At 41.8% G+C, this 14,118-nt stretch carries 18 protein-coding genes; 3 read left to right on the plus strand and 15 right to left on the minus strand.

Going from position 1 to position 14,118, the window contains the following annotated elements; translation table 11 throughout:
* Positions 1-129 precede the first annotated feature (129 nt).
* The 4 genes from ACUUHJ_RS32320 to ACUUHJ_RS32335 form a co-directional block, all read right to left on the minus strand.
* The gene (locus ACUUHJ_RS32320) at positions 130-555 is read right to left on the minus strand and encodes a single-stranded DNA-binding protein (protein WP_472301329.1); all 426 of its coding nucleotides are present in this window, start codon (positions 553-555) and stop codon (positions 130-132) included.
* Between the two features lie 494 nt (positions 556-1,049).
* Positions 1,050-1,937 carry a hypothetical protein gene (locus tag ACUUHJ_RS32325; RefSeq protein WP_472301330.1) on the minus strand — a complete coding sequence of 296 codons (888 nt, stop codon included), beginning with the start codon at positions 1,935-1,937 and terminating at the stop codon, positions 1,050-1,052.
* Positions 1,938-2,051: 114 nt separating this feature from the next.
* A complete protein-coding gene (locus ACUUHJ_RS32330) occupies positions 2,052-2,309 on the minus strand; it encodes a hypothetical protein (RefSeq protein ID WP_472301331.1) in 258 nt (85 codons plus the stop codon).
* A gap of 462 nt (positions 2,310-2,771) precedes the next feature.
* Entirely contained in the window at positions 2,772-3,863 is a 1,092-nt protein-coding gene (locus ACUUHJ_RS32335; protein ID WP_472301332.1) for a homing endonuclease associated repeat-containing protein, read from the minus strand.
* A 687-nt stretch (positions 3,864-4,550) separates the two neighbouring features.
* On the opposite strand from ACUUHJ_RS32335, the gene ACUUHJ_RS32340 reads away from it, so the two are divergent.
* On the plus strand, positions 4,551-5,078 hold the full coding sequence (locus ACUUHJ_RS32340; protein WP_472301333.1) for a hypothetical protein: 528 nt from the start codon (positions 4,551-4,553) through the stop codon (positions 5,076-5,078).
* 197 nt (positions 5,079-5,275) lie between these two features.
* Here the strand turns inward: ACUUHJ_RS32340 and ACUUHJ_RS32345 are convergent, their stop codons facing one another.
* The 6 genes from ACUUHJ_RS32345 to ACUUHJ_RS32370 all read right to left on the minus strand — a co-directional run bounded on the left by ACUUHJ_RS32345 (position 5,276) and on the right by ACUUHJ_RS32370 (position 9,227).
* Entirely contained in the window at positions 5,276-6,232 is a 957-nt protein-coding gene (locus ACUUHJ_RS32345) for a DNA cytosine methyltransferase (protein WP_472301334.1), read from the minus strand.
* A 103-nt stretch (positions 6,233-6,335) separates the two neighbouring features.
* Positions 6,336-6,653, minus strand: a complete 318-nt coding sequence (locus tag ACUUHJ_RS32350) for a hypothetical protein (protein ID WP_472301335.1) — start codon at positions 6,651-6,653, stop codon at positions 6,336-6,338.
* A 12-nt stretch (positions 6,654-6,665) separates the two neighbouring features.
* Entirely contained in the window at positions 6,666-7,208 is a 543-nt protein-coding gene (locus ACUUHJ_RS32355) for a hypothetical protein (protein ID WP_472301336.1), read from the minus strand.
* Between the two features lie 122 nt (positions 7,209-7,330).
* Positions 7,331-7,843, minus strand: coding sequence for a hypothetical protein (locus ACUUHJ_RS32360; RefSeq protein ID WP_472301337.1), 513 nt, complete (start codon positions 7,841-7,843; stop codon positions 7,331-7,333).
* Positions 7,844-8,455: 612 nt separating this feature from the next.
* A complete protein-coding gene (locus tag ACUUHJ_RS32365) occupies positions 8,456-8,731 on the minus strand; it encodes a hypothetical protein (protein ID WP_472301338.1) in 276 nt (91 codons plus the stop codon).
* A 124-nt stretch (positions 8,732-8,855) separates the two neighbouring features.
* Positions 8,856-9,227, minus strand: coding sequence for a hypothetical protein (locus ACUUHJ_RS32370; protein ID WP_472301339.1), 372 nt, complete (start codon positions 9,225-9,227; stop codon positions 8,856-8,858).
* A gap of 381 nt (positions 9,228-9,608) precedes the next feature.
* On the opposite strand from ACUUHJ_RS32370, the gene ACUUHJ_RS32375 reads away from it, so the two are divergent.
* A complete protein-coding gene (locus tag ACUUHJ_RS32375) occupies positions 9,609-9,833 on the plus strand; it encodes a transcriptional regulator (protein ID WP_472301340.1) in 225 nt (74 codons plus the stop codon).
* Between the two features lie 448 nt (positions 9,834-10,281).
* Complete coding sequence (locus tag ACUUHJ_RS32380) at positions 10,282-11,004, plus strand: hypothetical protein (protein ID WP_472301341.1); 723 nt, start codon at positions 10,282-10,284, stop codon at positions 11,002-11,004.
* Between the two features lie 287 nt (positions 11,005-11,291).
* On the opposite strand, the gene ACUUHJ_RS32385 is transcribed toward ACUUHJ_RS32380, so the two are convergent.
* The 5 genes from ACUUHJ_RS32385 to ACUUHJ_RS32405 all read right to left on the minus strand — a co-directional run.
* Positions 11,292-11,585, minus strand: coding sequence for a hypothetical protein (locus tag ACUUHJ_RS32385; RefSeq protein WP_472301342.1), 294 nt, complete (start codon positions 11,583-11,585; stop codon positions 11,292-11,294).
* 496 nt (positions 11,586-12,081) lie between these two features.
* Positions 12,082-12,297 carry a hypothetical protein gene (locus ACUUHJ_RS32390; RefSeq protein ID WP_472301343.1) on the minus strand — a complete coding sequence of 72 codons (216 nt, stop codon included), beginning with the start codon at positions 12,295-12,297 and terminating at the stop codon, positions 12,082-12,084.
* Positions 12,298-12,334: 37 nt separating this feature from the next.
* Positions 12,335-12,553 (minus strand): hypothetical protein, encoded by a 219-nt coding sequence (locus ACUUHJ_RS32395; RefSeq protein WP_472301344.1) that lies wholly within the window; start codon positions 12,551-12,553, stop codon positions 12,335-12,337.
* Between the two features lie 171 nt (positions 12,554-12,724).
* The gene (locus ACUUHJ_RS32400; RefSeq protein WP_472301345.1) at positions 12,725-13,150 is read right to left on the minus strand and encodes a hypothetical protein; all 426 of its coding nucleotides are present in this window, start codon (positions 13,148-13,150) and stop codon (positions 12,725-12,727) included.
* Between the two features lie 148 nt (positions 13,151-13,298).
* The coding region (locus tag ACUUHJ_RS32405) for a helix-turn-helix domain-containing protein (RefSeq protein ID WP_472301346.1) at positions 13,299-14,118 on the minus strand (820 nt) is incomplete at its 5' end.

Consider the following 14,118-nt stretch of genomic DNA (forward strand, 5'->3'; position numbering starts at 1 on the left):
TGTTCGTTTATCGCTCACAGTTAAATTATAAATCATTTTTAGTGATATGTCAACAAAAAGAGAGGTATTTATCCTTTCTCAATTAGAAAGGGGAGGGGGTTACATATTCACTCCCGTCCCCTTATTTTTTTAGAAAGGCAAGTCATCATCTGATATGTTGATTGGTTTTCCCTCGCTGGCAAAAGGATCACCAAACGGATCGCTTTCTTTTTGACCAGCATTACTGCCTGAATCGTTACCTCGGCCACCCAAAAACTGTACGTTTTCTGCAACCACTTCCGTCACATATACTTTTCTACCTTCCTTGTTATCGTAGGAACGCGTTTGCATACGTCCCTCAATAGCTGCTTGTCTACCTTTACGCAAGTAGCTTGCGCACAAATCGGCAAGTTTTTGCCAAGCTACAATATTAATGAAGTCCGTTTCTCTTTCACCCGCCTGATTGGTGCGGGGACGATTCACGGCCACAGTAAAAGTAGCAACAGCAACACCATTTGGCGTGTAGCGAAGCTCTGGATCTTTCGTTAAATTCCCAATCAAAATGACCTTATTCACAGAAAATCCCTCCTATATAAGTTGATTTGTTCTACACTTTTATTATAGACTATATTTAGTGATATGTCAACAAAGTGATTCATAATAACCTCGTTTTTTCTACGGCCTTTCCTAGGAAAAACGGGAGGGGCTATCTACCGATCCGCATACAACTGCAGCAGGCTTGGGGAGTCGGCGGTATACAATAGGCTTCCGTCCGGAATCCTGGAGTATCGGCTTTTCCTGAGGTTCCGGGCGGTATAGCACGCCGCTACCGCCGACCGGGGGCTGTCAAGGGACCGTGGAATACCGGACCGCAGCGCAGCGCAGGGAGGATATGCCGCGAAAGCCCTTGATCTGGCCGCGCCTTGCCGGTGATAAATACTCAGAACAAACGGTTTGCACAAATCTACAAAAGATGATATATTGAGTATAGAAAAACCGTGATTTGGATTACTCCTTATCAGTTCGGTTTATCGCTTACACGCAGAAAGGACGGGGAAACCCGTCCTTTCTCATTTTTTCATCCTTATTTTCAATCCAGTATCGTCAATTCGTATTTGATCGTCGTCATTTTGTAGGTAGGCAGCTGAATTTAAACTTCTTGTATAGAACCTTCCTGGTATCCATATCCCTCCAAAGCAAATTTCAATCTTGGAGCCGCGGGGTAGGGGATAATCGCCTAGATAATATTGCTGTTCGCCAGAATGTTCTTCGAACCTCAAATATCCCTCAACATATTCAGAAACCCGATCCTGCTTAACAAGTGCTTGACCAACATCTAACCACTTGTGCATATAGCGGTCTTCTTTCCCTGAGACTGGCTCGATCCATCCATCTTCATCATGAAAACCCCACCCAGTATAATGCCCGAATAATTGAGGCTGAACAAATAAACGAACGTGTTTTAAGTTTGGATATCTGTATTCATCGAACCGTTTGTCCATAAGGCTCGACCAAATCTGCATGAAATATTCCTCGTTTAATATAACTTCGCACCTTGGTATGGTTTGGTACACTTCATACCGGCGCTTACCCAAATCTTTTTCCGTATAGAATCCATCCGGATCATCGTATCGATCTGCAAAAAGTGGGTCAGCACTCCATAACCCCAAATGTAGCAACGGAATATCTAATTCCCCACTTATATAGCCATCTAGGAGAGCTTTAATCCGACTTTTTTTCTCCACATTCTTTAGGGAGCTGAAATCCAATTTGAATTCGCTTCGCATATTTTCGAACCATTGACGAGGGTACACATAATAAAGAGTACCCTTGGCATGAAATTTCCTTGTAAAAATCGGTATGCTATATGCACGTTCAGCAACCACTTGTAATTTCCTAATTGCCTCAGCACCCCAATGAAACTCATCTACCTGCAGAACTACATTTTCATCAGCCATCGCTTACCCCCAACAAATTAGTAGATAGTAGTCTTCATATCTATTATTACCAGTAAAAGATACGGTTAGGCATGCGGACAAAAAAAGTAGAGTTCTTTACCAAATCCCCAGGTACTATACTTTGCGTTTTTTTGTTTTCTTTCCTGATCCATACAACTCTTGGTTAATCAGCATGTCATTCATAGCAAAATCTCGAAAATATCCTGATCTGCTCAACTTATTCATCTGGATGTATGACTCAATCATGTCCCAATTTGCTTTTGGCATCGATATCGTTACAGCCTTAGACACCATGGGATTTTCCGGGTCAATAGGTTTCCTTCCAGCACCTACTCTTTTGCCTCCTGATCCTTCGCGCCTTGGTTTAGACATAGAACACACTCCTGGAATTTGATTAATATTTCACTAATCAAAAATGCTAGTTGGTTAAATGGAGCTGCCTTTGTAAATAACTATCTGTGACAAAACGTTACGGAAGTGATGAAATGAAATACTTTAAACTCTGCCTAGTATGCTATGAGCATTTCCAATCGAGTAGACGAGACGCAAAATACTGTGGTAATGCGTGCCGTCAGAAAGCTTCTCGTGACCACCAAAGAAGTACGAAAAGCTACGAGCTACCAAACTGGATGAGATTCCGTGTAATTCATTACAAAGAGACATTTAAGATGCAAGTATCAGCTGACCAGTACAAGTGCCGAGAATGGATTGATTCCGATAAAGACCTATATAGAGTGAAAAAGTGTATGAATGAAAAGACCTCTGTCCTTTTCATTTGCTACCGCAAATCAGACATGATAAAGGTTGCAGAAGAGATAAATCGATAGAAGGGAGTTATACGATTCCTGCACTATCTTTTGCGTTTTTCCACCCACCCCAAATCCGAATGATTTGAATTGAGGATAAGTGGCCAGGGTTTTCCTTGCGCCATTCATCGTACATTTCCCGTTTGAATAGTTCCTCCTCCTGATAGCACTGACTTGCAAGCCGTAAAGACTCAAGGCTTTCTGCCTGACGTTTCGCTTTTAACTGCTGTTTTGGATCTACATCCATGCCGGCTCTATACAGCGCTTGGTTGAAGGTCGTAAATAATCCCTCAACAACACCAATCTCCGGGTAACTTGGGTGGCCCTGCTGCCAGTTGATATATTGATCACGTGTAGGGGCATCGTTAATTTCCTTGGCCAACTTTTGCAACCCTTCAATACAAAGAAGCATATCTTGTTCGATTCGGATGGAAGATTTCCGTTTTTCGGTTGTTGGAGTAAGCCCAGCGCTTTTTAATGCAACATTCCAACTTCCAAATGCATTAACAATAACCCCGAGAATAGGGGAGTCCGGGTGACTTTTTTGCCAGTCTCTATACTTGGCTTTTGTAAAAGAAGATCCTAATTCCTTTGCAGCCTCTTGCAATGCTTTTTGAATCATCATTTCCTTTCCGGATTGGCTCACTGAACTCTTATACTTATGCCAGTCCTCTATAGAAGAACGCAAGAACAAGCCGGTAGCCACACGTTTGATTTTCTCTTGCTGCCTTAACTGATCCAACTCTTTTGAGCCGATGTTTAATAAATCCTGCGCCTCGTTGCTAGTCATCACTACTGATTCTAAAAATTTCACTTGCTCATGATTTTTCAATTCTTGAATGTCATTCCAGAGCGAGCGCAAATCGACGGGAATATCTTCTGGGACTTCCATTGATACACCCTTAAATGAATGTACTTCACGTATCAAATACAGTCCGCGAAAAGGAGGGCACAATTCATTTGAACGGATAAGCATATCCAATTTATTAGGAGTGTTGTACTCTAAAAATGTTTGGACATCACTTCTCGATATTAATAATTTGGACGCAACCAACACTTGGTCATCTCCATTTAAACCCCGGAATGCCTCCAAAATTGCTTGTAGTTTATCTTGAGTCATCACACAGTCCTCCAGATTTTTATATGGGAATAGTTCGGGTAGGGTAAAACAAATCCTCCTCCCGAACTATCTCTGCCAATTAGTTTAATCTTCTAAGCTTTTTACTTCCTTGAGCGTACCTTATCCGCTGCACAGAAGCCGGTCGTTTCTTTTTTCCGTCTACCCAGCGGTAAATTATCAGAGCTTCAATCATAAACACCAACATGCCAATTAACAAGGAGAAGGCCAATTCCGGGTTAGTTTGTAACAACATGAATGAATCACTCCTTTTTTCATTTTCGTCTATCGCTCACATTTTTATAATAAACCATGAATCGTGATATGTCAACATTTGGTTTTTCACCCTCTTGCTAATTCACTGTGCGGCAGGTATTGTAGAAACTATTTGTAAGATAGAGTGAAGATTTCGTTTGATCAAGCCCAAAAATACTAAGGAATGATATTATATGTCATACGATATATGCGTATGGTATTTTTTCGTTCTCCAATGGTTCTGCCAGTTAAACATACGTTTTAAGGTTACGGGTATTCAACCGTTGCCTCCTGGATAAACTGGTAATGTACTTATGATATAGAAAAGTACAAAACTTATGGGAGAAAGAGACTTGCCGGTTTCATAAAGAGCCTTTTTCCTAGCAGGCAAAACAGTAATATATAGAAAGGGAATTTAATCGGGGGGGCGATACGATGGATAATATGCGATTTCATCGGGGGAAAATGGTTGTTGATGATCATGAGATCCTGATCTTTCAGCTAGAAAAAGGAGAAGTCACTCATCAAAAATTTGAACGGCTACTCAGCTTCATAGCTGACCTGGACAAGAGACAAGACAAAGGTTTTGGCTCCCTCATGCTGGCCATCGATGGATGGGATCACGTTCCGGAAGAATTGTACGAAATCCACCAAGTGAGGAAATTTATGGTGAAGCTCATCCGTATGATCCCTCATCTGCTGTTTTACTTGAATCCCGTGAATCAAATGCCTTATCAGCTGTTAGCCAGCTTATCCGATGTTCAAAAATTTTATCACGGCCCTGTAACGATGCCCGAGTATATACAGGGACAACACGATGCTCTAATCAAACTCCCCCTAGAAATGGCCACCCTGATGCTGAATGCCATAAAGCAGCATGCTGAAACCGTTCAGTTTGATGATAAAGAGGGGGAATTACCTGTTATTTATGGGCTGATTGAGCGTCTTTCCAACCAAAAATAAGTGATGTTAGCCAAAGGCCACTCCGTTGTGAGTGGCCTTATTCATAGCGCATGATCGCTTTCAATGTTTAACGGATCGAAGCCGGTCGAAAAATGGGAGCTGCCCTTTTGTTTCTCTCATCTTCCCATTTGAAGATACTAAGGGCATAATCTTCCCAATCCGGAATGAAAAAGCCCCGTCAGGGGCTTTTCTCATCGTTATGCAACTGTTAGCCGGTTAAAGTAGGGCAAGATCATATGACCAAGCGCCTCAACCAAAATAGGGCTGACTGAATTGCCAATATGTCGGTAGTTCGTTGTTGTCGCACAAGCAAACTGAAACCAATCAGGAATGCCCATCAGCCGCGCATATTCTCGATTAGTAAGGGGACGCAATCCTTTGTACTGTGGCTCACCTGGGCGGGCATATATCATGGTTGTTCCACGATCCTTTGCATAGTGGGCAACACATGTATTCCCAATATCATCATCAGATTTGATACTAGGCAGGTCACGATAATTTCCGTCGATTCTGTTTTTTACATAATCCGGAATCGTTGTGAAAGGATTCTCTTCACGGATATCTCTGATTGTTAATTGCCGATCAAACCTTTGGAAATTTAGTGGAGAAGTCGGCGTAAATGCCCTTTTAAAACCGACTACAAAGAGCCTTTTACGTTGCTGTGGTAAGCGGAAGTCCTTCGTATCCAAGACCATTTCATAATAATGATAAGGGGGTAGTCTTCGGAACGTTTCCATAACAATAGGGAAATTCCGAATCTCTGGGCTGTTTTCCCATATGTAAACTTCTGGCTGAACCAATGCTACAAAACGAAAAAAGTGCAGGAACAAATCTTGAATTATCGCATGATGATAAGCTTGCTTCCAATTTTCTTCCCGTCCTTTTTTGTGAATATGCGCAGCTCGTGAATACTCTTGGCAAGGAAATGTTCCAAGAAGGACACCATCACGGAAAGCCATGTACTTATCAACGCTTATATTCCGGATATCATCGGCAATAATCTCATGATCAAAGTTGAGCCGGTGTGTCTTAACAGCCGTATAGTCAATTTCATTAGACATCAAAATCTTATAGCGATCAGAGGCCATTTGGAATCCCAAAGCCATGCCATCAATGGCACCAGAAAAAGTAGAACCAATTGGAATTATTGTCAAAGATCGTCACTCCTATTTAGATTATCGCTTACCTGTTTATTATAAATCATTTTATGTGATATGTCAACAAAAGAAGCGCTAAGTTTAGCGCTTCTTGTACTTGCTATGATTTTAACAAATTAATCATGGGTACATCGCATGACCTACAAATATCCCACCCAAAAGCCTTGCTTCTCCTCATACCTTCTCCGATCTTTTTACAATAACCGCACTGCTGCTTATCGCCGCTGATTACTTCTGCCCATAAAATCATAGCATCTTGTCTTGTCGCATCGATTATCTTGACATTTCTGCCTACGATCAGCCAACCTTTTTCGGTTTCGTAGTATACAGCGATCTTCTCACCTGTTACCACTTCTACGATGTCTCCATTGGGTCTAAATGTAATAGCGGTTTTCTTCCCCAGTAAGGAGAGCCACATACCAGCTCCCTCCTAACATATGCGGGCTTCAACAATAGCCCGGTAATTCTGCATATAATGGTTATCATGTAACAATGTAACAAACTCATTGAACTTCATGTTTTGAAGACTGCTTGTATTTGCTTCAAGCAGATCAATTATAAGATCCACCTTGTAATATTCGAAGTCCTTCAAAAAGTCGAAATCAACTTTTTCTTTGACCTCTACTACGGTTAAGCCATCAATGCAAACCCCCTTGAAGAATTGCTTATCGTATGCAGTATAAGAGTAGAGTGGTTTGTCGCTAGTAATCCTATACGCCTCGATATACTCAGCGTTGATTGGAACAAACTGTCCAGTTCTTGTATAAATCACTGACTCGATCTCCGGTACAGCTGGCAAAGGATTCTCACCTTTATGCTGCGTAATGCCACGATCCACATAACTCCAGCACTTTCCATTATCCATCATAATGCAATATGATCCCGAAAGATGGTGATACTCAACGAAAACGGACGCTGCTTTCAAATACAACACATCAGCAGAACCTTGCCTTTTAAAAGTTACTTTTTTCAAAACCGTCATCCCCTTTAATTTCGATAGATCGCTTACAAACACAACAATAAACCGCATTTAGTGATATGTCGATTTTGTGCGTATTGTATAAGTAGGGACATCACTCCCTCCCGCTGTAAAGATTAAGCTGATTTTTCAGGGAGTTCCCCTTCTGTTTGTAACGTTAAAATCGTATCACTTAATATCTCCCACCCATTGCTTACACTGACTTCATGCAGCGCCCTTAAATTTTTGCTAAGAACCTCTACGTACTCAGGAAGTGCTTGTAAACTACGATCCGAGAGTGCTTCTTCTAAATCATCTCTTGTCCAACGAATTGTAAGCACTGTATCATCTGGTGTCGAGCTTCCTTCAAATATTTCACCGAGTTTCGATATTGCAAAGGCATCTATCGCTTCATAGTAGTCGCCAATCATCCCATTCCAACATCTATCCTCGTCATAACGGGAATGATTTTGAAATTCTCTGGCCAACTTGACTACTTCCTGCTGCGCTTCAAAAAATCCGGTGACTTCTGAGTAATTGATTTTCCCTTGTGCTTCCAGATATCCAAGCCAAAAACCTATTGCGGCCGTATCCAACAAGAGCGATTCTTGGCGGCGTTCTTCTTTCTTTGCTACAGGTGATTGATTCATGATCCACAACTCCAATCAGTATAATTTAATCGCTTACATCTATAATTATAAATCATTATATGTGATATGTCAACGCGCGAGTACAACTACGCCCTGGTTTTTCCCCGGCCTTTCCTAGGAAAAACGGGAGGGGCTATCTACCGATCCGCATACAGCTGCAGCAGGCATGGGGAGTCGGCGGTACATAATAAGCTTCCGTCTGGAATCCTGGAGTATCGGCTTTTCCTGAGGTTCCGGGCGGCATAGCCAGACCCTACCGCCGACCGGGAGCTGTCAAGGGACCGTGGAATACCGGAGTGAAGGGATCCGGACGAACACGTTTTTTGTTCGGCCTTATCCCGAAGCGAGGATATGCCGCGAAAGCCCTTGACTGCTCACGCCTTGCCGGTGATCTCCCTGTTAAGCATGACCGGATCTTTCAAATGAAGCATTTGTCAGAAGAAATTACCAGTATTTTTTTGAGATCAGCATTCACTCGACGTAACAACGTAACACGTCACCAGACGAGCAGAAAGCCCCCAAATAGCTCGTTTCTCCGTTTTTAGCTAGGATTACATTAGATTGAGTTTTTTCACCGAAATCAGCCGTTTAATTAGCTTGTTCCTCATTTTCTTAATAACGGTTCAAATAGTCGCTTGTATAAACGAACTTCTTTCCTTGACCCACCATGAATTTCTTTAATTTCTCTCGAAATTGCGGTTCAGCAAGTGCTAATTCGACGATAAATGCTTGAGCAGATCCTAATGAGCGATTCCTTTTGGACTTCCCGTAGAAAATGGGGTTACGAAAATCAAGATTATCTGCTACCTGAATCAGATTGGAATACATCGTCCTGGAATGCGTAGATGTTACACGCGGTAATTCCTCATGCGTCTCTCCTAAGTCCATATCCTCTATCCCCCTTGCTGGTTTCTTGTGAATATTTGAAAATTTCCTTGGTACAAAAATATCATTCAGCACACTGCACACTAGAAGGCCGCTTTCTTAAGAGTGGGGGAGGCCCTTAGATACGTCAGGGGTAGATGACATCTCCCCGTTTTATTGAACCGTTTAAAGCTGCTTGTATCCATTTCTGATCCTCTATGCTTAATTTCTGCCCAGTTCTTATACTTTCCACATGAAGTTTTCCTGGACTCAAAGACACGACTCGATAACCTTCTTCCCCCCTTGTACTTTCTATAGGGACGTATAGTGTCCGTGTTATTGATAAGACTCCACCTAACAACAAAGCAGCCAAGAGTACAAATAATGCGTTTTTAACAAATCGCTCTGTCTCAGCTTCGTCATCCTCGTTTTCCTCACACTCTTCATCATCGTCCCAATCTTCTTCCATGTAACGCGGCGGGCGGCGGTTTTCTCGATAGTATCTGCGTTTTTTAGCCATGTTTAGTCTCACTCATAAATGCATCGATTGCCCTCTATTCGAGCATTCACACGATATTGAGGCTCTTTATTGTGCTGACACTGCACAAAGTTGATGATGTTAGGATTATTGAGGCAGAGCTTCACAAGTTCATTTGCCATCCGAGTAGGTGTCATACCACATGCAATAGACAGTTTGGCCAACTTGATCTTTGTGTCATTATCTGGTGATATACCAACGCGTCTTCCGATCTGTACCATAATCTCACTCCTTGATTAGATTGAGTGACAGCGTGACTACGTTACAAGAAGATGCTTTATTGCTTGTCCAATATTCGGCAATTTTTATGAAAATAGGATAAACATTTAGAATCTTGTCCAAAATATGGATGAGGTGAAATGTATGCGTGGTTTAGGGAAACCAAGATCGCCAGCGGGTAAGTTTTTAGATAATCATGCAAAGTCTCAAACATGGCTAGTTAATAAAGCGGATATAAGCAAGGACACTGCTACAAGGGTTTGTTCAGATCCTGATTATTATCCAAGCCCTACAGTTATGAAGAAAATACTTGGTGTGTTTCGAACCTTAAATCCAGATATAAAACAAGAAGAGATTTGGCCTATGTGATTTTTAGTTTAGAAAGTAATAGCATGTATTCTTTATAAAATAAGTATTTTTTAAAAGCTTTTTAAAAGATTTGTCTTATTCGGCGTAAAAATTTTATAGGCGGGTTCAGCTAGTAAGATTTTTACGCCCAGCCCGTAAAAATTTTACGGGCTGATAATTCTGTTGATAAATACAAAAAAGTGTGGATATCTCGGGCGTAAAATTTTTACACCCTGCTAGTAAGATTTTTACGGGCTAACGGGTATAAAAAACTTATGCCCCTGTGGAAAAATCGGGTGTAAAAAAATTACGGGCATAATCATGTCAAAATCGACTATCTCCAATTGAGAAAAAAATCCAAACCGAAAGTATCAGGGTAGAAAAAAGCGCCGGGATCATGTATACTTTTTTAAAGTCCGATAGTTCATAAAGAATAATCGGACTAACCGAAACAATCAGAGGTGTTTTTATGGAGCCACGCCCATTTGCAAATATATTGAGTCAAAACGAATGGATCAACTACATTCTTTCCTACGCATTTTCTACTCGGCAATCATGGAAGGCGACCGATATACACGCTTTGGCCAAATACATTAATGCCTTCCCTGTTAACGACGATCACTCTTATACGTTTCGAGTTATGAAAAATCTCGGTGCTAAAGGTCTTCTACAGACAAGCAAAACATGGCGAGATAGACCCGTTTTAATGTACCGGCTTACGGATGCAGGCAATACGCACTTTTACACCGGTGATCAGGCTGTTCAAAAACAAGTTATGGCCACAATCGCTCATCTTAAACAATTTGTATCAGATTTGGAGAAAAGCATGCCTGGAGACCAGTCAACTCATGAAGAGAGAGCCTTACCAGGAGGCTATATTGGATTGCGCCACTACTATGAATGGCTGCTACTGCAAGGAGCGAAACATGGAAATTCTCCCGCGCAGTTGCTATCAGCTGTTAATCGATACGGCAAATCCATAAAAAAATCCTACTTTTATCAAGTGTACAGTGAGCTGCAGCCCGCGCTAATCGTTAACCAGCAATTAACCCATAACGGCCAAATTTACTTAGAGAACCTTGAGCAAACTCTTTTGCTTGAGATCCAGAAGATTAAGCCCTTGATTGATAAAATGATGAACCTTCCTCGCTACATCAAACAATGGATTAAAGCAAAGGAAGAAAACGATTAATGCAATGAAAAAAGCCAATTCCTTTTTAAAGAATTGGCTTGTTATATTCATGGCAAGCTATTCGTTCAAGACCATTCGGCTGAACTGGTCAAGGGCTTTCGCGGCATAATCCTCCCTGCGCTTCGCTCCGGTCCGGTATTCCACGGTCCCTTGACAAGCTCAGGTCGGCGGTTGGCGGTCGATTTGCCGACCGGGACCCCTCAGGAAAACGCTCCTTCTCCTTGCGCCCCGGTCGCTTCGGCAATTGTCCACCGCCGACTTCCCTCATTGCTGCACTTGTCATCCTACTATATGATTGCCTCCCGGTTTCCTAGGAAAACACTAAGATAGCATGTTTCGCCAACACCTGCAGCTGCGGTCGGGACGGCTTCGCACGTCGCACTCCTGGTTGTCCTTCCGGATCGATGCGCCGCCATCGGCACGCGGAGCCAGCATGTTTGGCCAACACCTGCAGCTGCGGTCGAGACGTCTTCCGCACGTCGCACTCCTGGTTGTCCTTCCGGATCGATGCGCCGCCATCGGCACGCGGAGCCAGCATGTTTGGCCAACACCTGCAGCTGCGGTCGAGACGTCTTCCGCACGTCGCACTCCTGGTTGTCCTTCCGAATCGATGCGCCGCCATCGGCACGCGGAGATAGCAAACTTGGCCATCGCCTGTTGTTCCCTGAGAAAACACCTACCTTAAAATGTGACCATTCCTCCGTTAAATTCCGACTTTGGCCAGTCGGAATTCTTTGTACTTTTTCTTTTCAAAGCTAGTTGATTTACGAGTGATGTTCCTGCGCCGGCTTACGGTGTGATTGGATAACTATTGTCTTTTTCAATGTATTCTTTAAGCAATTTTCCTTTTGCTTGATGTGTCTCCATCCAAGGAACAAATAGAAACTTCCTAATATCGCTATTTTGGGTGAGAAGAACGAAGTTCTCCATTGCTTTTTCAGGAGTAAATCGTGGGCTTGAATGCCCAAACATATCGGCAATACCAGGAGCCATTGTTCAAATAAAATAAAGTATTAGACTCGAAAATAAAGTATTAGACTGTGAAAATATAGTTTTAGACTAAAACTGCCCATTTGTTCAGTCTTCATAATCAGCCCAAGCGCTCATGTCAACTGGTTCATTACATTTTCCGCAATAGATACTGTCTTCAAACAAATTATCAATATTGTCCGGCTCAATATCATAAACCTTGTTGTGGCGCGGGCCGCCCTTTAAGTCAATTCGCTGTTTAGCTTTTACTGAAACTTCTGTATAAAAAAATCTGCTTTCACCACATGTACACGTATACTTCATACCAATTCCATCTCCCAATAATCAATCAGATTAAGTCTTACACTTTATTTTCTTCTGATAACACCGATAGAATTTCCGCGATCTGCTCAATATCTACCTCGTCAGCATGTTTTCTAAAATCAGAGATAGAAATGCCCGACTCTTTAATCAAATCATAGGCATCAAAATCTTTTGCTTTTACCAAAGCAGCGGCAAAAGCAATTCCTTGAATAAATCCGATATTTCTTTGCTTTAGACGCTTTTTCTTTTCCGCCAACGAAATCACCCTATTCATTTTTTATATAGATGAGGGGAGTCTAAAACTTTATTTTCCAATCCGTGAAGCGATTCAGTCCGATATTATTGCGAGTCTAATACTTATTTTTTGAAAGCTGGCGATCAATACGATGTAAAAATCGCGTAATATCAAGGTTGCCAGTCTAATACTTTATTTTCTTCTAACAGCCATTGCAGCGCCAAAGGTAATATTAAATTCAGAAGCACGAATGAATGTTTCATAATTAGTAGGCAAAACAGCTAACGCAGCACCTTCCAACACGGTTCCAAAAATATGTTCTGTTTCTTTTTCATTGAGCATGCGAACCATGTAATGGATCTCTGTTCGCTTATGAATTGGATCAGGAACAGCACTAGCTCGAAATTCCATCTCAAAGTGCCCATATACGGTATCCTCGTCCCTCGTAATGCAGACAAAATCTCGCGCAAGATCGTTTTCCTCGATACTATCAGATGCTGTCATACCCGCTTTTGATTTTCCAGAACCAAAGAACAAGCAACCTTGGCCAGCAACTCGGAACAGGTCACCATAGTAAATGCTATCTTTTCTCTCAGAATAAATTAAACCCTCTCTCATAACTTCACTCCCATTCTTATATAAACTAACCGGGACCACGCTTGCTTTGCGTTTGCCCCGGTTGTTGTGTCATTATCGTTGATTGCATTTATTACTAAAGCAAATCATGCAATTTTGTTGTCAGGATTTCCTATGTACCTGGTTGTCTTTATTGATTCACGATCATACGTATCTTCTCAGCTTCTTCTTTGGAGACTAGATCGCGCGGGAGATTTACCTTATCAACTTCTCTATTATCTTCTCTGGTTAAATCTACAATGGCAACAAATTTCAGAATTGGGGGATTACCTACAGTTAAAATCATAGATTCTTCCAATAGTGCTTTATATCGAGTTTCTATCCACTCTTTAATGAACGAGTTCTTACAAACAATGGTAATATCACTTTGATCCTTTGGATTAGCTACACAGAATGATTGGGTAAACCAATTTTCCATGCTGCTTGGGGTTATCTTTTTACTCATACGGGACAGGGTTTCTTGCCATAACTTGATATCTTCGGGCTTTCTCTGATCTGTGTAACGATTTAAACGGGCATCGTAGTATACCTGTAAATCTTCTGCTTTTGCAGTTTTCGGAGATTCAACCCGTCTACCCTGTTCCTCAAAATCTTTATATGCCCCTACAGTATCGTATGACTCGCGCAAGGTAATCTCATGAGACTCCATAAGTTCCTCAAGATAGTCTTCATGCAGTTGCTTTAATTCATCAGGTAGTGACTCAACTTCTTCTTGGGAAAGCATTGGAACTGTTCTTCTTACCTTATACACACAGCTTTCCATGAGATTATGATTGTCAGGATTTTGTACCCAAAAACGCATAATAAATCCGAACTTTTCTAAAACCTCAAGGTATTTACGAACTGTTGGAATGGACATTTTTAGTTTTGCAGCCATGGTATCCAGATCAGGAAAGCAACTATCTTTCCCGCCATAGCAATAACGCAATAGGTGAATAAATACCATCGTA

Source organism: Brevibacillus schisleri (assembly GCF_055685845.1).

Bases quoted from the DNA above. Each gene is read 5' to 3' on its own strand.
- ACUUHJ_RS32365 (WP_472301338.1), bottom strand. From the start codon at position 8,731: ATGGACTTAGGAGAGACGCATGAGGAATTACCGCGTGTAACATCTACG.
- ACUUHJ_RS32400 (WP_472301345.1), bottom strand. From the start codon at position 13,150: ATGAGAGAGGGTTTAATTTATTCTGAGAGAAAAGATAGCATTTACTAT.
- ACUUHJ_RS32360 (WP_472301337.1), bottom strand. From the start codon at position 7,843: ATGAATCAATCACCTGTAGCAAAGAAAGAAGAACGCCGCCAAGAATCG.
- ACUUHJ_RS32340 (WP_472301333.1), top strand. From the start codon at position 4,551: ATGGATAATATGCGATTTCATCGGGGGAAAATGGTTGTTGATGATCAT.
- ACUUHJ_RS32370 (WP_472301339.1), bottom strand. From the start codon at position 9,227: ATGGCTAAAAAACGCAGATACTATCGAGAAAACCGCCGCCCGCCGCGT.
- ACUUHJ_RS32325 (WP_472301330.1), bottom strand. From the start codon at position 1,937: ATGGCTGATGAAAATGTAGTTCTGCAGGTAGATGAGTTTCATTGGGGT.
- ACUUHJ_RS32375 (WP_472301340.1), top strand. From the start codon at position 9,609: ATGCGTGGTTTAGGGAAACCAAGATCGCCAGCGGGTAAGTTTTTAGAT.
- ACUUHJ_RS32335 (WP_472301332.1), bottom strand. From the start codon at position 3,863: ATGACTCAAGATAAACTACAAGCAATTTTGGAGGCATTCCGGGGTTTA.
- ACUUHJ_RS32390 (WP_472301343.1), bottom strand. From the start codon at position 12,297: ATGAAGTATACGTGTACATGTGGTGAAAGCAGATTTTTTTATACAGAA.
- ACUUHJ_RS32350 (WP_472301335.1), bottom strand. From the start codon at position 6,653: ATGTGGCTCTCCTTACTGGGGAAGAAAACCGCTATTACATTTAGACCC.
- ACUUHJ_RS32330 (WP_472301331.1), bottom strand. From the start codon at position 2,309: ATGTCTAAACCAAGGCGCGAAGGATCAGGAGGCAAAAGAGTAGGTGCT.
- ACUUHJ_RS32380 (WP_472301341.1), top strand. From the start codon at position 10,282: ATGGAGCCACGCCCATTTGCAAATATATTGAGTCAAAACGAATGGATC.